18 protein-coding genes are annotated in these 21,596 nt (G+C 46.3%); 8 read left to right on the plus strand and 10 right to left on the minus strand.

Going from position 1 to position 21,596, the window contains the following annotated elements:
• The first annotated feature begins 180 nt into the window (after positions 1 to 180).
• The gene (cysS, locus tag AC060N_RS00790) at positions 181 to 1,656 is read left to right on the plus strand and encodes a cysteine--tRNA ligase (protein ID WP_479525485.1); all 1,476 of its coding nucleotides are present in this window, start codon (positions 181 to 183) and stop codon (positions 1,654 to 1,656) included.
• A gap of 147 nt (positions 1,657 to 1,803) precedes the next feature.
• Positions 1,804 to 2,175, plus strand: coding sequence for a hypothetical protein (locus AC060N_RS00795; RefSeq protein WP_479525486.1), 372 nt, complete (start codon positions 1,804 to 1,806; stop codon positions 2,173 to 2,175).
• 75 nt (positions 2,176 to 2,250) lie between these two features.
• On the opposite strand, the gene rfbB is transcribed toward AC060N_RS00795, so the two are convergent.
• Positions 2,251 to 3,306, minus strand: coding sequence for a dTDP-glucose 4,6-dehydratase (gene rfbB, locus AC060N_RS00800; protein ID WP_479525487.1), 1,056 nt, complete (start codon positions 3,304 to 3,306; stop codon positions 2,251 to 2,253).
• Between the two features lie 40 nt (positions 3,307 to 3,346).
• Entirely contained in the window at positions 3,347 to 4,375 is a 1,029-nt protein-coding gene (gene galE, locus AC060N_RS00805) for a UDP-glucose 4-epimerase GalE (protein ID WP_479525488.1), read from the minus strand.
• Between the two features lie 175 nt (positions 4,376 to 4,550).
• Here galE and AC060N_RS00810 point away from each other — a divergent pair, with 175 nt between their 5' ends.
• Positions 4,551 to 5,561 carry an HU domain-containing protein gene (locus tag AC060N_RS00810; protein ID WP_479525489.1) on the plus strand — a complete coding sequence of 337 codons (1,011 nt, stop codon included), beginning with the start codon at positions 4,551 to 4,553 and terminating at the stop codon, positions 5,559 to 5,561.
• Between the two features lie 156 nt (positions 5,562 to 5,717).
• On the opposite strand, the gene AC060N_RS00815 is transcribed toward AC060N_RS00810, so the two are convergent.
• The 6 genes from AC060N_RS00815 to metG all read right to left on the minus strand — a co-directional run bounded on the left by AC060N_RS00815 (position 5,718) and on the right by metG (position 16,613).
• Positions 5,718 to 10,175, minus strand: coding sequence for a LamG-like jellyroll fold domain-containing protein (locus AC060N_RS00815; protein ID WP_479525490.1), 4,458 nt, complete (start codon positions 10,173 to 10,175; stop codon positions 5,718 to 5,720).
• Positions 10,176 to 10,555: 380 nt separating this feature from the next.
• Complete coding sequence (locus tag AC060N_RS00820; protein WP_479525491.1) at positions 10,556 to 11,344, minus strand: gluconate 5-dehydrogenase; 789 nt, start codon at positions 11,342 to 11,344, stop codon at positions 10,556 to 10,558.
• A gap of 3 nt (positions 11,345 to 11,347) precedes the next feature.
• Entirely contained in the window at positions 11,348 to 12,190 is an 843-nt protein-coding gene (gene kduI / locus AC060N_RS00825; protein ID WP_479525492.1) for a 5-dehydro-4-deoxy-D-glucuronate isomerase, read from the minus strand.
• Positions 12,191 to 12,214: 24 nt separating this feature from the next.
• On the minus strand, positions 12,215 to 13,366 hold the full coding sequence (locus AC060N_RS00830; protein WP_479525493.1) for a glycoside hydrolase family 88/105 protein: 1,152 nt from the start codon (positions 13,364 to 13,366) through the stop codon (positions 12,215 to 12,217).
• Positions 13,367 to 13,375: 9 nt separating this feature from the next.
• Entirely contained in the window at positions 13,376 to 14,452 is a 1,077-nt protein-coding gene (locus AC060N_RS00835) for a LacI family DNA-binding transcriptional regulator (RefSeq protein WP_479525494.1), read from the minus strand.
• A 127-nt stretch (positions 14,453 to 14,579) separates the two neighbouring features.
• Positions 14,580 to 16,613 (minus strand): methionine--tRNA ligase, encoded by a 2,034-nt coding sequence (gene metG, locus AC060N_RS00840; protein WP_479525495.1) that lies wholly within the window; start codon positions 16,611 to 16,613, stop codon positions 14,580 to 14,582.
• 198 nt (positions 16,614 to 16,811) lie between these two features.
• Here metG and AC060N_RS00845 point away from each other — a divergent pair, with 198 nt between their 5' ends.
• The gene (locus tag AC060N_RS00845; RefSeq protein ID WP_479525496.1) at positions 16,812 to 17,621 is read left to right on the plus strand and encodes an ion transporter; all 810 of its coding nucleotides are present in this window, start codon (positions 16,812 to 16,814) and stop codon (positions 17,619 to 17,621) included.
• Positions 17,622 to 17,657: 36 nt separating this feature from the next.
• On the opposite strand, the gene AC060N_RS00850 is transcribed toward AC060N_RS00845, so the two are convergent.
• Positions 17,658 to 17,966 (minus strand): isoamylase early set domain-containing protein, encoded by a 309-nt coding sequence (locus AC060N_RS00850; protein ID WP_153640945.1) that lies wholly within the window; start codon positions 17,964 to 17,966, stop codon positions 17,658 to 17,660.
• 294 nt (positions 17,967 to 18,260) lie between these two features.
• Between AC060N_RS00850 and AC060N_RS00855 the strand changes: the two genes are divergently transcribed.
• Both AC060N_RS00855 and AC060N_RS00860 read left to right on the plus strand, forming a co-directional pair.
• Positions 18,261 to 19,166: a S66 peptidase family protein gene (locus AC060N_RS00855; RefSeq protein WP_479525497.1), complete on the plus strand. Its 906-nt coding sequence runs from the start codon at positions 18,261 to 18,263 to the stop codon at positions 19,164 to 19,166.
• Positions 19,163 to 19,531 (plus strand): YraN family protein, encoded by a 369-nt coding sequence (locus tag AC060N_RS00860; RefSeq protein WP_153640947.1) that lies wholly within the window; start codon positions 19,163 to 19,165, stop codon positions 19,529 to 19,531. The genes AC060N_RS00855 and AC060N_RS00860 overlap by 4 nt, the downstream gene beginning before the upstream one ends.
• A gap of 3 nt (positions 19,532 to 19,534) precedes the next feature.
• On the opposite strand, the gene AC060N_RS00865 is transcribed toward AC060N_RS00860, so the two are convergent.
• Entirely contained in the window at positions 19,535 to 19,915 is a 381-nt protein-coding gene (locus AC060N_RS00865; RefSeq protein WP_479525498.1) for a response regulator, read from the minus strand.
• Between the two features lie 226 nt (positions 19,916 to 20,141).
• On the opposite strand from AC060N_RS00865, the gene AC060N_RS00870 reads away from it, so the two are divergent.
• Together AC060N_RS00870 and AC060N_RS00875 are read left to right on the plus strand one after the other, a co-directional pair.
• A complete protein-coding gene (locus tag AC060N_RS00870; protein WP_479525499.1) occupies positions 20,142 to 20,495 on the plus strand; it encodes an MmcQ/YjbR family DNA-binding protein in 354 nt (117 codons plus the stop codon).
• A 20-nt stretch (positions 20,496 to 20,515) separates the two neighbouring features.
• Positions 20,516 to 21,595 (plus strand): C1 family peptidase, encoded by a 1,080-nt coding sequence (locus tag AC060N_RS00875; RefSeq protein ID WP_479525500.1) that lies wholly within the window; start codon positions 20,516 to 20,518, stop codon positions 21,593 to 21,595.
• Position 21,596: the final 1 nt, after the last annotated feature.

The raw sequence follows: 21,596 nt of genomic DNA on the forward strand, positions 1-21,596 counted from the left end.
TTTCAATGACAAAACAAAAATCGAATAACCTGAACGGAGATGAAACGAAAAATCGGTGAATGGTGGTTATCGATCGGTAAACAGCAGTCGGATGTATTCAGCGAAAGCTGCGATATACCACTTTTTCATCCGCACTGATTTTTCTACCTTTGTGCATCAATTTTTTAATTCTTAACCCGAATGGACAAGCTCGTCATTTACAACACGCTTACGCGGAAGAAAGAATTGTTCAAACCCATTCATCCCGGAGCGGTGGGGATGTATGTCTGTGGACCTACAGTTTACGGTGAAGCACACCTGGGGCACGCCCGGCCCGCTATCACGTTCGATATGCTTTTCAGATATCTGAAACACGAGGGCTATAAAGTGCGCTATGTGCGGAACATTACCGATGTAGGTCACCTGGTTGACGATGCGGATGAGGGAGAGGATAAAATTGAACGGAAAGCGAAAGTGGAGCAACTGGAGCCGATGGAGGTTGTGCAGATGTACACCAACAGTTACCGTGGAAATATGGCCCGGCTGAATAACCTGCCACCGAGTATTGAACCGACGGCATCAGGTCATATCATCGAGCAGGTTGAGGCGGTGAAGAAGATTCTGGAAGCTGGATATGGCTATGAAAGCAACGGCTCGGTTTATTTCGATGTAGAGAGATTCTCAAAAGACCACCATTACGGTAAACTTTCCGGAAGAAAAGTGGAAGACCTTTATTCCAATACCCGTGAGCTGGACGGACAATCGGAGAAGAGATCATCGATGGATTTTGCTCTGTGGAAAAAAGCAACGCCCGAGCATATCATGCGCTGGCCTTCGCCGTGGAGCGATGGTTATCCCGGCTGGCACATGGAGTGTACGGCTATGAGCACCAAATACCTGGGCGAGCGGTTTGACATCCACGGAGGCGGAATGGATTTGCTGTTTCCCCATCACGAAGCAGAAATAGCACAAAGCGTAGCATGCACCGGACATGAATCGGTGAACTACTGGATGCACAACAACCTGATTACCATCAACGGTCAGAAGATGGGCAAGTCGTTGGGTAATTTTATTACGCTCAACGAGCTGTTCGAAGGTAAGCACGATTTGCTGGAGAAAGCCTACAGCCCAATGACGATTCGTTTCTTCATTTTGCAGGCGCATTATCGTAGTCCGCTCGATTTCTCGAATGAAGCACTGCAGGCGGCGGAGAAAGGGATGGAGCGTTTGATGAAAGCTATTGAAGTACTGGAAAACTTGCCAGCTTCCGCTGAATCAACCGTTGATGTAGCCGCTTTGAAGGAGAAGTGCTACGAAGCGATGAATGATGACTTGAACAGCCCCATTTTGATTGCGCACTTGTTTGATGGTGTGAAGATGATCAACTCCATCAATGACGGGAAAGAAAAGATTTCAGCAGAGGATTTGACTGCGCTTCAACAGCTGTACCACGAATTTGCATTCGATATTCTGGGCTTGCAGTCGGAAGAGCAAGTGGCTGCCGGTGGCGGCGAAGAAACGATGACGCACGTTGTGGATTTATTGTTGAATCTGAGGATAGAGGCCAAGAAGAACAAAGACTGGGCAACCGCAGATAAGATTCGGAATGAATTAAGTGCCCTTGGATTTGAAATAAAAGATACCAAAGATGGCTTTTCCTGGGAACTGAAGAAATAAAATAAACACCTGATAACGAATAGAAACCTGCTTCTACCGAGGCAGGTTTTTTTGTGCTCTTCTCATTTTTATTGTTCAAAAAATGCCCTTAAATTTAGAAAGCACCATGCAGGTGAAATCAAAGTCATTAACTACAAAAACGCGCTTATGAAAACTTGTCGAATAATTGCTGCATTTGCTTTGCTATTGATGGTTGCTTTTCAAGCGAAAGCCGGTACCGATGAAAAGAATAAAATAGCCGGCACCTGGGAATATTCAGCACCCACTGCGCCTTATCCATATACGTCAGGGCGAATTGTGCTGACAGAAGCGGAAAGTGGTTTGGCCGGAGAGCTGGTAGTTGAAGGGAATCGGTTACCCGCCTCGTCAGTTGCTTTTGAAAATGATGAGCTGGTGATGGAAGTGGAGATAGAATATAATCTGGTGACCGTGAAGTTTAAATTGGTCGATGGAAGTTTAGTGGGCGAAGCCAATAGTCCCGATGGGCCCGTTGAAGTGAAAGCTTCTAAAATCGATTAACGCAAATGGAAGAAATAGAAAAGCCGGAAGACGTTTTGCTCTCCCGGCTTTTTATTTTGTCAGTAGAATCGATGATTACCGGTTCTCATACATTTCACGATAGTAGTTTTCGTATGTCCCGTTGACAATATTTTCTAACCATTCCTGGTTTCCCAGGTACCAATCGACGGTTTTTTCGATTCCTTCTTCGAATTGCAGTGACGGTTTCCAGCCCAACTCCTTCATCAACTTGGAAGAATCGATAGCATAGCGTAAATCATGGCCGGCCCGGTCTTTTACGAAAGTGATGAGCTTTTCCGATGTTCCGGGCTCTCGATCCAATTTTTTGTCCATCACCTTGCAGAGGGTGCGAATCAGATCGATATTGGTCCATTCGTTGTTACCACCAATGTTGTAGGTTTCTCCTTCTTTTCCTTCCTGGAAAATGAGGTCGATGGCCCGGGCATGGTCTTCAACGTACAGCCAGTCGCGGATATTTTCTCCTTTTCCGTAAATCGGAATCGGCTTGTTGTTTTTGATGTTGTTGATGGCCAGCGGAATCAATTTCTCCGGAAATTGATTTGGACCGTAGTTATTTGAGCAGTTCGAAATGACTACCGGAAGTCCATAGGTATTGTGATAGGCCCGTACCAAATGATCGGAGCTGGCTTTGGATGCAGAATAGGGGCTTTTGGGATCGTAAGAAGTGGTTTCGGTAAAGAGACCGGTTGCTCCAAGTGAGCCGTAAACCTCGTCGGTTGAAATGTGATAAAACCGTTTCCCGGAATAATCATCTTTCCAGATTTCGCGGGCTGCATTCAGCAAATTAACCGTTCCCACGATGTTAGTCATGATGAACTCCATCGGGTTGCTGATGGAGCGATCGACGTGTGATTCAGCAGCCAAATGCATCACGCCGTCGAATTGATATTCCTTGAAAAGCTTCTGAATAAAATCGTTATCGGTAATGTCGCCCTTTACGAACTGGTAATTGGGCTTGTTTTCGATGTCTTTCAGGTTCTCCAAATTGCCGGCGTACGTCAGCGCATCGAGGTTGATGATCTGATATTCCGGGTAACCGTTTACCAGCCGGCGAACAACATGTGAGCCAATGAATCCGGCTCCTCCGGTAATCAATATGGTCTTCTGCATAGTCATATGTTTTAAGGGACGCTATTGGAAACAAATCATTTTACTGAATGTTTCGCACCTTTTTCTCCCAATTCCAGGCCGAAAGCAAAGTTTCTCCCAGCGTTTTCTCTGCTTTCCATCCGAGTTCCGTATTGGCTTTCGTAGTATCAGCGTATGTTTTTTCCACATCGCCCGGCCTGCGTCCGACAATCTGGTAATTCAGATCAACTCCGGTCACTTCGATGAAGGTTTTCAACAACTCCAGTACCGATGAACCTTTTCCGGTTCCTACGTTGAAGAATTCGTAACGGTTCTTGTTTTTTCCATTTAGGAGTCTGCCGATGGCGAGCACGTGTGCTTTGGCCAGGTCGACCACGTTAATGTAATCGCGGATGGCCGTTCCATCCGGGGTATTATAATCGTCGCCAAATACGCTCAGTTTTTCACGAAGACCGGCAGCAGTTTGGGTGATGAAAGGAACCAGGTTGTTAGGAACACCACGGGGCAACTCTCCAATAAGTGACGACGGATGTGCTCCAACCGGGTTGAAATAGCGAAGGGCAATAGCGTTGATGCCTTCCATCGCTTTTACGCTGTCGCGGATAATGTCTTCCGAAACGGCTTTGGTATTTCCGTAAGGTGATTCGGCTTCTTTTCTCGGGGTGTCTTCTGTTACCGGAAGAACATCGGGCTGACCGTAAACCGTGCACGAAGATGAAAAAACAAGATGGGAAACGTCGTGTTTGGGCATCAACTCCAGGAGGTTCATTAATGACACCAGGTTGTTCCGATAGTAGTTCAGTGGCTTGGCAACTGACTCGCCAACTGCTTTAAAAGCTGCGAAATGAATAATGGCTTCAATGTTGGGATAGGTCTGGAAGAATTTTCCCAACCGGTTATAATCCTGTAAGTTAAATTCCTCAAATGCCGGACGAATTCCGGTTATCTTTTCAATTTTATCTACTACATCGGCAGTCGAATTCGACAAATCGTCTATAATAACCACATCGTAACCAGCCTGCTGAAGTTCAACAACCGTGTGGGAGCCAATGTAACCCGTTCCTCCGGTTACCAGAATTTGCTTTCTCATGAATAGGGTTCCTTTCGTTTTATCGAAACCAAAAATAGGAATTATAGGATAAAAATTTGCCTTTCAGCAGGATCAGTTCTCAAGCGATTCTGTTTGATAACTTTATTGTAAAGTAAGGTTTGGCTTCACCTAATTTTTCGCTACATTTGATTGCTAAGAAATGCTAAAAGGGAAAATGGATATCAGCATCTATCTTATAGAATTAGTTCGAATTCACGATTGTGTTATCGTTCCTGAACTGGGTGGTTTCATCTCGAATTACCAGCCGGCCGGGGTCGATTACAACCGAAATACGTTTGTCCCTCCGCGCAAAGAGATTGTTTTTAACAGCAAGCTGACCGGAAACGATGGTTTGTTGGTGAATCACATTTCCGAAAGCGAAGGAGTAGGGTATCTGGAAGCCCGTCAGATTATTGCTGAATTTGTTGATGAAGCATGGTCGAAGCTCGAGAACGGCGAGAAACTGGAATTCCAGCACATCGGCTCGCTGCATTACGATAGGCATGAGAAGCTCATTTTTGAACCGGAACTGGTTGAAAATTTGCTGCTTGATTCGTACGGAATGGGCGATTTTCATTTCCCGAAAATCGAACGCAACGACTTGGTGCGGACGACTGCCCGCTTCGAAGACAAAGAGGCTGTGCGGGTCGTTTTCAATTCCCGGACGGCAAAAAAATTGCTTGTCGGAGTTCCGCTTATGCTGGCACTTACCCTGATACCTCTTTCCAAGCACATGCAACAGGGGGATAAGTCGGGCGATCAGGCATCTACTACATCCTCAGTGTTATCGGTAATGGATAGTACGCCGGCAGACACGTTTGTTGCAGCTGATAAAATTCCGGCGGAGTCGGTACCAGTAGAATCGAAAGCCAAACCCAAAGTGGATGAAACTTTGGCAAACAATCAGTCGGTGAGTGAACCGGCGATTAAAGTAGAAAAGCCCGCAATCGACGACGATGCCACTCGTTTTTACCTGGTTGGCGGAAGTTTTAAAAAAGAAGTAAACGCAAAGAAATATCAGGACGATTTGATTCGCCAGGGGTACGATTCCCAGATTTTTACATTGGATAACGGATTTTACCGGGTAACAATTCAATCGTACAACGATCGTGACGAGGCGTTGGCAGTTTTGGATAATCTGACCAAGGCCAATCCTAAATCGGGAATCTGGTTGCTGGAAGAATAGAAGAATATTGACAATACGATATTGGGCTGGCTTGATTGCCGGCCTTTTTTGTGTACGAAAAAATGCCACCCCGAATGAACGGGATGGCAAAAACGGGGGCATCCGGCTTTTGGTGCTTCTACAAAAGGGGTGCCGGTTTTCGGGGTATGGTTTTGGTTATTTCAAAATAATGGACTTCTGTGTTATTTCGTTTCCAACCGTCAACCTGGCGATATAAATACCCGACGGGTACCGGTTCAAATTAATTTGTTCATTTTGTTGACACCCGTGGATTGGGATTTGGCGTTCGAAAACCTTGTTCCCGGTAGCGGAATAAATCTCCAGCAGAATCAGTTCTCCTTCCATGTCGTTAATCGACAAATTCAATTCACCATTGGTCGGGTTCGGGAAAAGTGTCCATGATTCGTTCAACGAGATAAGCTCATCCGAACTCGTCACGAGTGTTTCAGCATCATAGGTAGTAGATGCTTCTTCTGTATTTCCAACGTTGTCGGTGGCCACACTGTAAAACTTGTAGACATCGCCCACCTCGCCAACAAATTCAGCTGAAGTCTCTTTCGTGTGAACCAGCCATAAAACCGGGTCCTCATCGTTCACCTTCACATAAATGTCGTAATACTCAATCCCGGCAGCATTGTCCGTGCCCGACCACGTAACCATAAAAGTGGTTGGTCCGGTTTCCGCATCGAGTTGTTCCACCTGGCTTTCCGGAGCGATGACATCAACGGTGTTATGCCACACATTGGTTTTGATAGGCTCGTTGGCATCGAATACTATGGTGGCCTGGTTTTCGTAAGTCGTCCCGTTTGCTCCGGGCTCGTGTACACCTACCGTGAAGGAGACAAATCCTTCCCCTTCGGGCGATGTAACATTAGGTGGAAGAAAACCAACTTGCGGGTCTTCGTGGATATCCATGGTCAACGGATCGAGCGAGGCAAATTGCCAGCTAATTACCCCGGTCAGGGTATCAACTTTTCCGGTTACCCGGAGAAGAAGGTCGCTGCTAAGCGTTATGTCGGTAGAGAAACTATATGTTTCCTGGGCAACTGGTGTAATAATTGTATCACCAAAGCCGAAGGAACCAAAGGTGAAATCGCTTGCGCGGAACCGGACTAAATCGAGTGTGTCGGTAACCGTTACAATGTGCGCCGGTGCCGATGCTGACGATTTGTTCTCGAAATAAATGGTGTACGGAAAACGCTGCGTTTCGGCGATATATTTCTCAGCTCCCGGACCATCCGGACCGACAATTTCATTCGGGTCAAATGAGGAGACGGCCGTTATTCCCCGGTCGTTTTTCGATTGTTTGGCCAACTTACGACATTCCTGATCTTTCTGATAATTATCGTAAATATCGGCTCCGAACTGGAAGACGCCGATAGCCAGTTCATAGGCTTTGGCTGCGGGAACAAAATCGACCGCGCAGCTGGCAACTGTTTTAGCGTAGTTCCAAATCATACTTCCCCAGGTCGGTTTTTCATCAGCTTTAGGCTTGGAGAAATCTAACGGGTTCCAGATATACGTGGTCACCACATCTTTTACACAGCCGGCGCCGGGAAGTGCACTGGCAGCCAGATTGACCAAGCCGTTGGCGACCGCTCCTGCCTGTGCGCGCAACAGGCAATCCTGAATTTCTTCGTCCATGGGCGAACCGAAGAATGGCTCGGAAACCCAGGCAAGAACCCGGATATCCGATGGTGATTTTAACCGAATATGTACTTCGTTGCTCGAGTTCGCAGGAATGATGGGAACATAAAACGGGTAAACTTTGGCATGGAATTCCTCGCCCATCACCTGATCGGTTTCATAATAGGGTTGCAATAGTTCAGCCGGAATTTCCTCGCCATTCGACTCTGCGTAGCCATTGAAACTGATGGTGAAATCAATCAATTCGACTTCCGTGTCCCACGGAACAACGACGAAAAGTGGTACACCCATGGCATCCACATTACTGTCGTTGCCGTAACGGATAGTGTACGTTTGCCACATGTTGAAAAGAATGCGACCTCGTCCCTGCACTTCTACCCAGGGCGAAGCTTCTTCTCCTTCCACTACCGTGAAACCTTCAGGAATGGTTACTGTTCCGGAAGCAGATTGCACGACTACATCCCATTTTCCAACCGCTTTTTCGTGCAAATCGAGGGCTCCGATAAGTACGCCGGGCTGAAAGAGGCTGATTTCCTCAGCAACAACTTCTTCACCACCCATGGTAATTTTGAAAGTAGAATTTTCTGTCAAACCACCGCCATAGATTTTCACGGTTGCATAACCGGTGTTTCCGGCTACGTCATCTTCTATTCTGGCAATGCCTTCGATGGTAATGGTTTTGGTTGCCGAAAAGGATGTTCCGTTATTCGAAGCAGTGAGTGTCACCTCGTATTCGCCGGGTCCAGAATATTCGTGAGTAGGATTGGCCAGGTCAGAAGATTCTCCATCACCAAAGTCCCAGGAGTAACCATCAGCATTTTCGGTTTTCTGATTAAAACTAACGGTCTGAACATTTTTGTATGCTTCAAAGTCTACTACTGGCGGTTGAGGCGGAGTGGCTGTGAATTCACCCATTGCCAGGTTAAAACCATCAGCACCATGGCCGGTTAAATCTTTCAGGCTTTCGTTGCAATTGATGTAAATCAAAAGTTTGTCTTCGGTTCCCGTCATTTTATGCGTGGCCTTTTCAGCCATTTCTTCCTGGCTGAAACCCCGCTCCCAAATCCTGATCTCATCCAGACCGAGGTTTAACGCATTGCTGAGATAATAAGGTCCAAAAATGAAGACTCCCGGATCCGGCTCAATTTTCCCGGTAACGGTTTGGCTGGCTACCTCTTTTCCGTCTACAAACAGTTTGTAGTTGTTCAGACCCGACCGCGCATCGTAACTATAACCTATGTGGTGCCATTTATTGTCGTATAAATCCGTTTTTGCTTCAATAACAAAAGTTCCCTTATCGGTAATCAAGGTTCCCCTTAACTTCGGGTTGTTTGCTGTATTGTAATCGCGCATTACTTCAATTTCGAACTGACGGTCGCCGGAACCGGCGTGAATGTCCAGTTTCTCGAACAGAATAAAACTTGAGCTTCCTTCTGTTGTAATGTCAATCCGGGTCCAAAATTCGACAGTAATTGCTGAGTCGATAGCTATTCCAGGCGTTTCCGGTATCTCGAGGTAGGATGGATTGTCGGCGCCCCGTGTGATGGTGAAGGCACTATTGGTTTCGGAAGGTGTTTCTGCCGGAAGCAACCGACCAAAGATTACTTGATTTTCCTTATCGGATGAAATTTTTCCGTTTCCCAGAAAACGCACGTTTCCGTTGTTGTCAGAAACGAAGTCACGCAACATCATGTCATACATGTAAGTTGAGTAGGGATAGAGCATCTGTCCACTATCGAATGTTTCACCTTTGTCGGTTGAATAACGGACGGCTCCGGGACCCCAGGCTGCAGCGACCCTGTTGGGGGACAGGGATAACAAAGGAAGATTGCCTTTCGGATAACTGTAATCGGTGTTGAGTGTTTTCACCGAAGAAAAGCTGTTACCGTTGTCGTTCGAAGTAATCAGGTACATAGACGAAGCCTTGTTGATTATGTAATCGGGGAATATGATGTAGATGTCTTCGTCAAGAGTTGCGATGGTAATTCGTTGTCCGCGTATGGTGCCGGCTACGTCATCGTCGCTGGCAAGCGAAACGGGTGTGGAGAAAGTATCTCCGTTATCCGTTGAGCGGGCGTAGCGCAGGTGTGTCTTTTCATCCGAGTCAATGAGGGTCCAGATAACAGATACATTGGAACCGGATTTTGCAATCAGAGGAGCTCTTCGGTCGGTGGAGATGGATGCCCGGTGACGGTCATCAGTGTATCCTTCGGCCGGAACTGATAGTTCTGTTTCACTGAAGGTAGCACCTCCGTCGTGGGAAACGGCCATCTTCACATTCCCATAGTTGAAGCCATAGTAATAGTAAGCGTACGAATAAAGTATATAGAGGTCATTCCCGTCTGCCAGAAAATCATCAATACCCCAGCTTTCCGGTGCTAAAAACGGATTGAGCGTTACATCGGCCCCGTCGTTGGTCGAACTTAAAAGATAGAATTGCGTAGCGCCATTGTTATTGTTGTGCGTTACAAACACATTGTAAAGTGTGCCGTTGGAGTATTGTACAAAGGAATGGTCTACAGAATAATAAACATCACCTTCGTATACCGGTTTAGGCGTGCTGAATGAGGCGCCTCCGTCGGTCGATGAGGTTAGGTAAAGAACGGCTTTGTCATCTACATTACCGGCCTGGATCATTACAAAAACTTTATCTCCGTCAACCGCTAACCGTTTGAAGTTATTGTCGGTCGTCATGCTTTGCCAGGATTCCGGGTCTGATGTGAAGAGAACTTTTACCGGTTCCCACGTTACTCCATTATCAATCGAACGGCGATAGTTCATGGTGTAGGTATTATCCGGGTTTCTGGTTATCCAGATGGTGTGAATGGTTTCGCCGGAGACGATCATTTCGGGAGCATAAACCGGATTTCCTGATTCGTTTAAGTCGGTAAGACTAAAGGGAAGTGTTTGAGCAGTCGTCAGTAGACTGATAGTTGCCAGCAACAGAAATAAAACGGTTCGTTTCATGTATGCCGGGCGTTTTCGGGGCATCGTTAGAAAAGACATTTCAACAGGTTTAGGTTATGAATTTGATTTTTGGTTGGTGTCCTTTCTTCTACACACGATGGGTTTGAGGGAGATTTACGTGAATGTTTGACATATCCTACGCGAAAGAAGAGTGAAGCACCTTTATAAATTTACAATAGAAGTCCTCTTTGATAATTTTCATATTGTACAATCGGGCATTCAAATCGTAAAAATATCAAGATGTATCGCTCTTGTGTGGGGAGATTTCAGGAAACAAAAAATCCCGGTCAGAGCAAAGCGCCCTTGACCAGGATTCATGAAATGAATGATATAATCTGCTTTATTAACTTACTGTCGATTGTTTTGGATATAGTTGAAAACTATTCATTCGCGGGCTTGCCAATGGTGGCGAGTATTCCACCGTCGACATAAACCACTTGCCCGTTTACAAAATCGGAAGCTTTTGACGCGAGGAAAATGGTGGTTCCTGCCAGGTCTTCCGGTTCGCCCCAGCGTCCTGCCGGCGTACGACCGATAATGAAATCGTTGAACGGATGTCCGTTTACACGAATAGGAGCAGTCTGCTCGGTTGCAAAATAGCCGGGGCCAATCCCGTTGACCTGGATGTCGTATTTGGCCCATTCAGTAGCCATGTTCCGGGTCAGCATTTTCAGTCCGCCTTTGGCTGCTGCGTAAGCACCGACCGTATCGCGGCCCAGCTCACTCATCATCGAGCAGATGTTGATGATTTTACCGCCTGCATTTCTTTTCAGCAATCGCTTTACTACATTGCGTCCCATGATAAACGGAGCCACCAAATCGATATCTACAACCATGCGGAATTCCTCCACATCCATTTCGGTCATTGGAACACGCTTGATGATGCCGGCATTGTTGACCAGAATGTCAATGGGGCCAACTTCTTTTTCGATGATATCGAGATTTTTGATGACTTCGTCTTCTTTGGTTACATCGAAGAGATAGCCTTTCACCTGGATGCCGTCTCCAGCGTAAGCGGCGAGTGCCTTTTCCATCTTATCGGGGGTGTGGCCGTTAATGACTAATGTAGCACCTGCCTGCGCCAGCGCTTTGGCCATCGCCATCCCCAAACCGTGTGTGGCACCGGTTACCAGCGCCACTTTGCCGTGTAAGTCAAATAAGTTCATCATGGTTTATCGCAATTCATCAGGTTGACTAAAATCCATATCGCTGTAATCGAGGTTTTCACCCGACATTCCCCAGATGAAGGAGTAGTTGGAGGTGCCGGCGCCACTGTGAATCGACCACGAGGGAGACAAAACAGCTTGCTCATTGTGCATCCAGATGTGGCGGGTTTCCTTCGGCTCGCCCATGAAGTGACAAACGCTTTGTCCTTCCGGTACATTAAAATAGAAGTACGCTTCCATTCTCCGATCGTGGGTGTGTGCAGGCATGGTGTTCCAAACGCTTCCGGGTTGCAGTTCTGTCAATCCCATCTGCAATTGACAAGTCTGAACGATTCCATTAATGATAAGCTGGTTGACTTTTCGTGCATTTGATGATTCGAGCGCTCCCAGTTCCAGCACATTGGCATCGGCCATGGTGACCAGTTTATTCGGATAGCTGGTGTGCGCCGGAGCGGAGTTGATATAATAGTGGGCCGGCTTGCTGGCATCCACACTTTCGAAGGTTACTTTTTTCGTTCCTCTACCGATATAAAGTGCCTCTTTGTAGTTGAGCTCATAAGTCTCACCGTCGGCAGTAATTTTCCCTTTTCCACCCACATTGATGATTCCCATTTCTCTTCTTTCGAGGAAATAATCGGCTTTCAATGGTTCGATGCTCTCCAGTTCGAGTGCTTTGCTTTTCGGAATTGCACCTCCAACCATGTACCGATCGATGAACGAGTAGATGAAATGAATCTTGTCGTCATTCATCAGGTTATCGGCTAAAAATTCTTTACGTAAACGCTCGGTATCATAGCGTTTGGCGTCGTCCGGATGGACGTTGTGTCTCTTTTCGTATGTGGTAGTCATATCTATTTGATTTTTAATGAATCCTTATTTTAACATTCGGTATATTTCACTTCCAGCCAGCAGAAATCCGCCAACTCCATAAACTTCCGTCATGTCGCTGGTTACCTGTTTGGGATCGGCGCCAATGGGTTGCACCCAGCCCAGTTTCCCGTCGGGATGAACGGCGCAGACTAGTGCCTGCCAACCTTTCTTCACAACCGGCAGGTAAGTTTCTTTATCGAGCAGGCCGTTGGCGATTCCCCAGGCCAGGCCATACACGTAAAACGCAGTAGCACTGGTTTCCGGAGCTGGGTACGATTTTGGGTCAAGCAGGCTGGCATGCCAGTACCCTGAAGAGTCTTGTAGTGTCGACAGTGTAGCGGCCATTTTTTTGAAAATATCTTCGAAATAGGGGCGTTCCGTATAGTTCTCAGGTAACTCCGTCATGATGATGGCCAGGCCGGCAAATACCCATCCGTTGCCTCGTCCCCAGAATATTTTCTGGCCATTGGCTTCCCGCATATCGAAATACCGGTCATCGCGATAAAACAGATCTTCATCCGTATCGAAGAGATAATCGGTGGTGGCTTTATATTCTTTGAACATGAAGTTCAGGTATTTCTTCTTTTCGGTTACGTTGGACAGTGTTGCCCAAACGGTTGGTCCCATGAACAAGGCATCGCACCACGACCAGCGGTCGGTACAATTATTCCCTTTCTCATACGAGAAATTCTTTATGCTGGCATCCGACGGATGTTTCATGATCCAGTCCAACCGTTTCTTTGTTGGTTTCAGCATCTTCTTCTCGTGGTATTTTCGGTACATCTCGAGGTACATAAGTCCTACCACATGGTCGTCGGCATGATAGGTCCGTTTACCCAGCTGCCAGTTGGTTTTTTGGCCAATGTTGTAAAGCCAATTGTAGTATTCAGGCGATTTGGCAATTTTTGCCCACTCGACCATTCCTTTGTAGAGAGCACCATTCGTCCAGTCGGTGAGCTCGTGTTGAAGCGGGGTTTTGAGTTGCCAGTCGGCTACCTTTTCCATCGCTTGATATACATCTTTTCGCGTGAGTTTTCTGGATAAAGACGCAGTGGTTTGTGCATTGCTTTCCGAAACAATTGACAACAGAACAATCGTAAGCAGTACTTTTGTGAGGCGACTGTATTTTATTTTTATGCAATCGATTGTCTTCATGGGAAAATTTTATTTCATAGTTGATTTTCGGATGACTAGTTTGGGTTGAATGTATTGTTGTTTAGCGCTTTTTTCAGAGTCTCCAGAGTCAATAATCCGGAACAGCATTTCCGCTGCACTTCGTCCCATTTCTTCGGCCGACTGATCGACAGAGGTCATAGCTGGTTCCATGAATTCGGTGAATGGCTCGTTAGCGAAACCTGCCACAGCCACCTCTTCGGGAATACGAATTCCTTTTTTTTTCATGAAGAGAATCGCGCCCAGAGCAGAGTAATCACTGCAGGAGAAAAGTCCGTCAGGACGATTTTGAACCGACTGACCAAAGATTTTTTTAGCGAAAGCAGCCCCTTCTTCACGCGTAAGCGCTTGCTCAGCCATCCATTCCGGATTCACCGGAAGGTTATTTTTTTTAAGCGCATCTGTAAAGCCTCGTTTCCTTTCCCGGTAATTATTCAGGTAACCGGGACCGCCCATGAAAGCAATCTTCCTGCAACCTTGCTGGATGAGGTGTTCTGTTACCTGAAAAGCTCCGGCATAATCATCGAGCATGACCTGGTAGTTGCTTTCATCTTCATAAACCCGGTCGAAAAACACGATGGGAATGTTGCGTTTTAAAATTTCCTGAATGTGCCCGTATTGATTGGTTTCTGCCGAAAGCGACATGATAAATCCGTCAACCGGAATGCGCAGGAAAGCTTCCAGTCCGGCTTTTTCATTTTCCACACTTTCGTGCGACTGGAATATCACCACGTTTCGTTTGGCAGCACTGCTAACCGCTTCGATCCCGGCAATAGCGTTCGAAAAGAAATGCCGGCTGATGCGTGGCACCAACACGCCAATGGTGTTGCTTCGTCCTTTGCGCAGGTTCGAAGCATTGCTGTTGGGTTGGTAGTTCCATTTGGCCGCCAGTTCGGTCACTTCCTTCCGTGTTTTTTCGCTGATTCGGGGATTGCCCTGCAGCGCTCTCGAAACGGTAGAGGAAGATAATCCCAGCTCTTTGGCCAAATCGTGTATGGTGATGCGCGGATTTTTCACCTTACAATAGTAAGCAATGTGAGAAAGTTGTGCAACCGATTGCGCAATCAATTTTTAATAATTGAGAAAATGGTTCATTGAGTTGTATATTATGTTGTTATGAAAGGGGAAGGAGAAAATAAAAACGGCCATCCCGAAAAGTACGGAAAGGCCGTTTGAATTATTTTATTACAGATGATTACCTGATTTCGCCACCGTTTTTAATGGCTTTGTCGGGTGAGACGAATGCCAAAGTTCCGTCGGGATTTTCGGCCATCAGGATCATGCCTTGCGACTCGATTCCGCGAAGTTTTTTCGGCGCCAGGTTCACTAAGATGGAAACCTGCTTACCGATGATTTCTTCCGGCGTGTAATATTCGGCAATACCTGAAACCACGATTCGTTTGTCGATGCCGGTATCGATTTTTAGTTTCAGCAGCTTTTTCGTCTTGGCTACTTTCTCGGCTTCGATGATGGTACCTACCCGGATGTCCAGCTTCGCGAAATCGTCAAATTCGATGTTCTCTTTCGCTGGTTTGGCCTCGGCAGCTTCCAATTCGTTGGCTTTTTTCGTTGCCAGCAACTTGTCAACTTGTGCCTGGATAGTGGCGTCTTCGATTTTCTCGAAAAGCAGTTCCGGCTTGTTAACCTTGTGACCGGCCGCTATCAAATCGGTACGTCCCAGATTTTCCCAGCTGAGTTTTTCCAGGTTCATGAAGCCACGCAATTTGTTCATGCTGAAAGGCAGGAAGGGCTCAAAAACGATGGTGAGATTGGCCGCAATCTGCAAACAAACATTCATGATGGTTTTTACCCGCTCCGGATCGGTTTTTACCACTTTCCAGGGCTCCATATCGGCTAGGTATTTGTTCCCCAAACGGGCCATATCCATCGCACCTTTCAGGGCTTCCCGGAAACGGTAGTTGTCGAGCGATCTCTCGACGTCTTTTCTCAGCTTACTGATGTCAGTCAGTGTCTCGCTGTCATATGCTTCCAAAGCACCGGCCGCCGGAGTTTCCCCATCGTAATATTTGTTGGTCAGTACCAGTACGCGGTTCACAAAGTTTCCGAGGATAGCAACCAACTCGCTGTTGTTCCGTGTCTGGAAATCTTTCCAGGTAAAGTCATTGTCCTTGGTTTCCGGAGCATTGGCTGTGAGTACATATTTCAGCACATCTTCCTTGCCGGGAAATTCTTCAAGGTATTCGTGTAGCCAAACGGCCCAGTTCCGCGAGGTCGAGATTTTGTCGCCTTCCAGGTTGAGGAATTCGTTGGCCGGAACATTGTCGGGAAGAATATAACTTCCTTCTGCTTTCAGCATGGAAGGGAAGATGATACAGTGGAAAACGATGTTGTCCTTTCCAATGAAGTGGACCATTTTCGTTTCCGGATCCTTCCAGTACTTTTCCCAGTCGGGCGACCACTCTTTCGTAGCCGAAATGTAGCCAATGGGTGCATCGAACCAAACGTAGAGCACTTTGCCTTCGGCACCGTCGACCGGAACAGGAACGCCCCAATTCAGGTCACGGGTAACCGCGCGGGGATTCAGTCCGCCGTCAATCCACGATTTACACTGACCGTACACATTCGGTTTCCACTCTTTGTGTTGTTCCAAAATCCACTCACGCAACCACGGCTCATATTGGTCGAGTGGCAGATACCAGTGCTTGGTTTCCCTTAAAACGGGTTTGTTACCGCTCAGTACCGATTTCGGATCGATGAGGTCGGTTGCGTTGAGTGACGAACCGCAACTTTCGCACTGATCGCCATACGCTTTTTCGTAATTACATTTCGGACAGGTACCGGTGATGTACCGGTCGGCCAGAAACTGCCTGGCCTCTTCGTCATAGAACTGCTCGGAGGTTTGCTCGATAAACTCGCCTTTGTCGTAAAGGGTTTTGAAAAACTCCGAAGCTGTTTCGTGATGAATTTTCGCACTGGTGCGGGAATAAACATCGAAGGAAATACCAAATTTGGCAAACGATTCCTTGATGATGCCGTGATATTTATTGACGATATCCTGAGGGGTAACGCCTTCTTTTTTTGCTTTCAGGGTAATGGGAACGCCATGTTCATCCGATCCGCCGATGAATGCCACTTCTTCTCCTTTGAGACGGAGGTAACGGGCATAAATATCGGCCGGAACATATACGCCGGCCAGGTGACCGATGTGAACCGGACCATTGGCATAGGGTAATGCCGAGGTGATAAGCGTTCGTTTGTAATGACTCATGTTGTTTGGAATATCGGTGATGAATGATTTTTCGTATTGAAGCACAAAGATAATCAATGCCTACAGAATGCAACGGGGTTTATTGTGGAAATTCCGGTTATGCGGTTTCAGGCGTGAACTGGTTCGCAGGTTTGTCTTCATATCCTCTGTGCGGGAGCTGCTCGGGTTTTTATTATCTTGGTATAAATTTTCCCGCGAATGCAGAAATTAAGACGTACACTTTACCGAATTATTTTTGGAACGGATACACCGGCCGGGCGTGGTTTTGACGTTGTGTTGCTTTGGGCCATTCTGCTCAGTGTTTTAACGGTTGTGCTCGAGAGTGTCAAATCATTTCGGGCTGCCTATCCCGGAACCTTCCAGTTTTTAGAGTGGTTTTTCACCATCCTGTTTACGGTAGAATATGTCTTGCGGATTTTGACGCATCCGCGTCGGTGGAAATACGTTACCAGTTTCTTCGGGATTATTGACCTGATGTCTGTTTTGCCGACTTACATCGGGTTGTTCTTTTTGCGGTCTCATTTCCTGTTAACGGTCCGGGCGTTCCGCTTGCTGCGAATTTTCAGGATACTGAAACTGGGAAGATACATGCACGAATCGCAGGTCTTGATTTCGGCCCTGAAAAAGAGTATGTACAAAATCGTGGTCTTCTTTGGTGTGGTGTTAACGCTGGTCTTGTTTCTGGGAACGCTAATGTACCTGGTCGAAGGCGAGCGAAACGGTTTCACTTCCATTCCGCAAAGTATCTATTGGGCGATTGTCACCATCACCACTGTTGGTTACGGCGATATCGCACCGGTGACCGTGTTGGGAAAATTTATTTCTTCCGTATCGATGCTCATCGGTTATTCCATTATAGCTGTTCCTACCGGAATTATTACCGTTGAAATCAACGATGCTGTCAAGAGTTCACAGCAGGAACGGCAATTGGTTTGCCCTTCGTGTCAACATCGTGAACCGGACAGCGAGGCACGTTTCTGCAAGAAGTGCGGAAGTAAACTTGAATAAAACAAAATGCCGGTGGGGTACCGGCATTGCGTCATTTCATAAGGTGTTAACGACTGAGTTCTCTTCGCCAAAGGCATTGGGGACGTAACCGTCAGCTTCCTGGTCGTTTATCCAAACGGATTTGTTGAGCAGGTAACGGAACTGGTAGGATTGCTTAGGTGATAATTCGAGTGTTGCAGTGAAGTCACCCGACTTCAGTTTTTGCATGGGGGCAACGTCTTCTTTCCAGTCGTTGAAGTCGCCAACAACGGTTGCTTCATTGGCTTCAGGTGCCATTTCCTTTGGAATCCGGAATGTGACTTTACAAACCGGCTTCGACTTTAGTGTCTGCTTTTTGATACTCATTTAAACGAGGTTTTGGTGAAACTTAACTGCTGTTGTTGCAGGTATGATAACTCTAAAGATAGGAGCATTCATATTATTATGAATGGCTAAATGCCTTGAAAAGCAAATATTTATGAAATATTCACACTTCAGAAACAATTTGGAAACAAAAGCTGGCCTGCAGGAGTATTCAGAACGATTTTGTATGGCTGTCTTCTTTTCTTAATTTCATAGTCGTGTAAAAAATGGGCTGGAAAATTTCCGGTAATCCGGAATCAGCTGGTTCTGAACGATAAAAAAAATCAAACACGTTTTATGATATACCCACCCTACTTGAAAGTTGGCGATAAAATTGCCATCGTGTCTCCTGCCGGGAAAGTGAATCCTGAAATTGTTAAACATGGCGCGAAGCGTCTCGAAGAAGAAGGTTTTGAAGTTGAAATTGGTGAGCACGCTTTTGGTCAGTCAGGCGTTTTTGCCGGGACCGATGTCGAAAGAGCGGGCGATATGCAAAAGGCTTTGGATGATGAATCGGTGAAAGCTATCCTTTTTGCCCGCGGAGGTTACGGAAGCTTGCGGACCCATCAGTTGCTCGACTGGAGTAGGTTCCTGCAACGCCCCAAATGGCTTATCGGCTTCAGTGATATCACCGTGTTTCATGCTTTTCTTTTTCAGCAGGGCATTGCGTCGATCCACGGAGTGATGACTGCGTTCTTCGATCAGGAAGGGGTACCGTCTGAGAGTTTTCGACTGACAATCGATTTGTTGAAAGGGAAAATTCCGTGGTTCAAAGAGGCAAACCATCCGTTGAACCGTGCAGGAGAAGCTTCCGGTTCGCTGATTGGAGGAAACATGTCGATTGTGTACAGCCTGCGTGGAACACCGCTGGATTTATCGCCGGAAGGCAATATCTTGTTTATCGAGGATTTGGCCGAATATCATTATCATCTCGACCGGATGATGATGAACCTGAAAGTATCCGGTATTCTTGCGAAGCTGAGCGGCCTGGTAGTAGGACACTTCTCGGATATGAAAGATGGCGACACCGGCTTCGGGAAGGAGGCGGCAGCGATAATAAAGGAAGCGGTTGATGATTATGACTATCCGGTTATGTTTGGTTTTCCGGCTGGTCACGTTATGCCGAATTATCCATTAATTATGGGAGCAGAAACAAGACTGACAGTTGGAGAGAAGGAATCCCGGTTAAGTTTTCAGATATGACCCGAAAATCAAGAGAACTTGGTGAAAAAGGCGAACAGATAGCGACTGATTACCTGACCCGAAAGGGATATCGGATAATTGAGCGAAACTGGATTTTCGATCACAAGGAGCTCGATATCATTGCTTATGATGGTGATGACTTGGTTTTTGTGGAGGTGAAGACGCGGACCGGATATCAATATGAGCACCCATTGGAAGCTATTTCTTCAGGTAAAATCAGAAACTTGGTGACGGCTGCAGATATTTTTCTGCGTATGCGAAATCTGGATGTGGAAAGTCGATTTGACGTGATTACCGTAGTGTTTTATGGCGAAAAGTTCGAGTTGCAGCATTATCCGGGGGCTTTTATTCCTCCGGTGAATTAGTCGTTATTCCGGTGCAGTGGTATGCGCGAAACGCGAGTACATTTCTTCAATTAGGTCAGACATCTCCGCCGGGCGGAAAGGTTTTGGGAAAAATCCGTTCATGCCGGCTTCGGTACATTCCTCGGTTACACTGGAAAATACATCGGCTGTAAGCGCCAATATTACAGTTTTTGGAATTCTGTTTTCTAAAACTTCGATTTGACGAATTTCGATGGTTGCCTCTACGCCCGTCATTTTCGGCATCTGAATATCCATCAAAATTACATCATAAATATTATTGCGAAACAACTCCACCGCTTCTTCCCCGTCTTTCGCAACATCGACATGATAGCTTTTCAACCCCAGCAGCGCCAGTTTTTGGCTCATCAAATTATCTTCTGCCAAAAGGATTCTTTTCGTCATTTTGTTACGATTCTAGATGAAGTAGCTAAAATATAAAATTATCCGGGGATCAAAAATTGTGACTCGTTATTAAATAAGGTATTTTTAACATTTGTCGATTATATTAATATTGCACAGAAATAGGGACTGCCAGATATATGCAGATAGTCATTCCGGAAGGAAAATAAAAGCTGTAGTTTTAGCTGGGAGCAACCAAAGTCAAACCGAGATGAACATAGAGTCGTTACGGAAATACTGTCTGTCGTTGAAGGGAGCAACGGAAGGATTTCCTTTCGGTGAAGATGCCCTCGTTTTCAAAGTTGGTGGAAAGATGTTTGCTTTGACAAATCTCGAAGGTCCGCTCTGGGTTAATCTAAAGTGTGATCCCGAAAAAGCAATTGAGTTGCGGGAAGAATTTGCACAGGTGAATCCGGGATATCACATGAATAAAAAACACTGGAATACGGTTAATATTGACGATACTATCCCGGATAAATTGATTCAGGAATGGATTGATGAATCGTACAGCCTGGTGGTGTCATCGTTGTCGAGAAAAGTTCGAAATGAGATAGAATCAAGTTAGTTACATTTATATCGGTTTTTATGAAGAAGTTATTTCTGGTCCTCTTTGCAGGACTACTCTATGCGGGCTCAGCCACGGCCCAGGACGTTAGTTCATTTAAAGTTGTTAAAGAGAATGCCTACACGTCGGTCAAAAATCAGCAACGTACCGGAACTTGCTGGAGCTATGCAACGACCTCTTTTCTTGAATCAGAGTTGCTGCGGATGGGAAAAGGCGAGTTCGATTTGGCGGAAATGTATTTTGTGCGGAACGCTTATCCGGCGAAAGCCAAATATTTTGTTGAGTTGCACGGGAAAGCCAATTTCGACGAAGGTGGCCAGGCCCATGATGTGCTGGACGTAATGAAAAAATACGGCATGGTACCGCAGAGTGTATATCCCGGAAATCTTTATAATCCCGGACACGCCAATCATACCGAGTTGAAGGCCATGATGAAAGGAATGCTGGAAGGCCTGGTTTCTGATAAAATGAATACCGTATCAACGGTTTGGTCGAATGCGCTAAATGGAGTGCTGGATGCCTATATGGGAAAAGATCCGAAGAGTTTCGAATATGACGGAAAAACGTTTACACCGGAATCATTTATGAAATCGCTGGGGCTGGATCCCAACCAGTATGTCGAGCTGACTTCGTATACGCATCACCCTTTTTATGAGCAGTTCAGCCTGGAAGTTCCCGATAACTGGTCACACGATCTGTATTACAATGTGCCGGAGAACGATATCATCAAGACCATGGACCATGCCATTATGCAAGGTTACACGGTGGTTTGGGACGGTGATGTAAGCGACAAAGGTTTCTCGCACCGGAAAGGTCTGGCTGTTGTGCCGGACAGTGTTTCGGTTGACCAGCAAGCTCGCCAGAAAGCTTTCCTGACATGGAAAACTACCGACGATCACCTGATGCATATCGTTGGCATTGCCAAAGACGCGGACGGTAATAAATATTACATTACGAAGAACTCCTGGTCGGCTAAAAGCAATGCGTACGGCGGAATGTTGTACATTTCGGAACGCTATGTGAGGTTGAATACCATTGCTATTACGGTTAACCGGAATAGTATTCCCGAAGAAGTGAGCACAAAAATCTTCAAAAAGTAAA

Source organism: Prolixibacter sp. DSM 2831, assembly GCF_056493735.1.

Bases quoted from the DNA above. Each gene is read 5' to 3' on its own strand.
- AC060N_RS00810 (WP_479525489.1), top strand. From the start codon at position 4,551: ATGGATATCAGCATCTATCTTATAGAATTAGTTCGAATTCACGATTGT.
- AC060N_RS00870 (WP_479525499.1), top strand. From the start codon at position 20,142: ATGAACATAGAGTCGTTACGGAAATACTGTCTGTCGTTGAAGGGAGCA.
- AC060N_RS00875 (WP_479525500.1), top strand. From the start codon at position 20,516: ATGAAGAAGTTATTTCTGGTCCTCTTTGCAGGACTACTCTATGCGGGC.
- rfbB (WP_479525487.1), bottom strand. From the start codon at position 3,306: ATGCAGAAGACCATATTGATTACCGGAGGAGCCGGATTCATTGGCTCA.
- AC060N_RS00815 (WP_479525490.1), bottom strand. From the start codon at position 10,175: ATGAAACGAACCGTTTTATTTCTGTTGCTGGCAACTATCAGTCTACTG.
- galE (WP_479525488.1), bottom strand. From the start codon at position 4,375: ATGAGAAAGCAAATTCTGGTAACCGGAGGAACGGGTTACATTGGCTCC.
- AC060N_RS00830 (WP_479525493.1), bottom strand. From the start codon at position 13,366: ATGAAGACAATCGATTGCATAAAAATAAAATACAGTCGCCTCACAAAA.
- cysS (WP_479525485.1), top strand. From the start codon at position 181: ATGGACAAGCTCGTCATTTACAACACGCTTACGCGGAAGAAAGAATTG.
- AC060N_RS00845 (WP_479525496.1), top strand. From the start codon at position 16,812: ATGCAGAAATTAAGACGTACACTTTACCGAATTATTTTTGGAACGGAT.
- AC060N_RS00795 (WP_479525486.1), top strand. From the start codon at position 1,804: ATGAAAACTTGTCGAATAATTGCTGCATTTGCTTTGCTATTGATGGTT.
- AC060N_RS00860 (WP_153640947.1), top strand. From the start codon at position 19,163: ATGACCCGAAAATCAAGAGAACTTGGTGAAAAAGGCGAACAGATAGCG.
- metG (WP_479525495.1), bottom strand. From the start codon at position 16,613: ATGAGTCATTACAAACGAACGCTTATCACCTCGGCATTACCCTATGCC.
- AC060N_RS00820 (WP_479525491.1), bottom strand. From the start codon at position 11,344: ATGATGAACTTATTTGACTTACACGGCAAAGTGGCGCTGGTAACCGGT.
- AC060N_RS00855 (WP_479525497.1), top strand. From the start codon at position 18,261: ATGATATACCCACCCTACTTGAAAGTTGGCGATAAAATTGCCATCGTG.
- AC060N_RS00850 (WP_153640945.1), bottom strand. From the start codon at position 17,966: ATGAGTATCAAAAAGCAGACACTAAAGTCGAAGCCGGTTTGTAAAGTC.
- kduI (WP_479525492.1), bottom strand. From the start codon at position 12,190: ATGACTACCACATACGAAAAGAGACACAACGTCCATCCGGACGACGCC.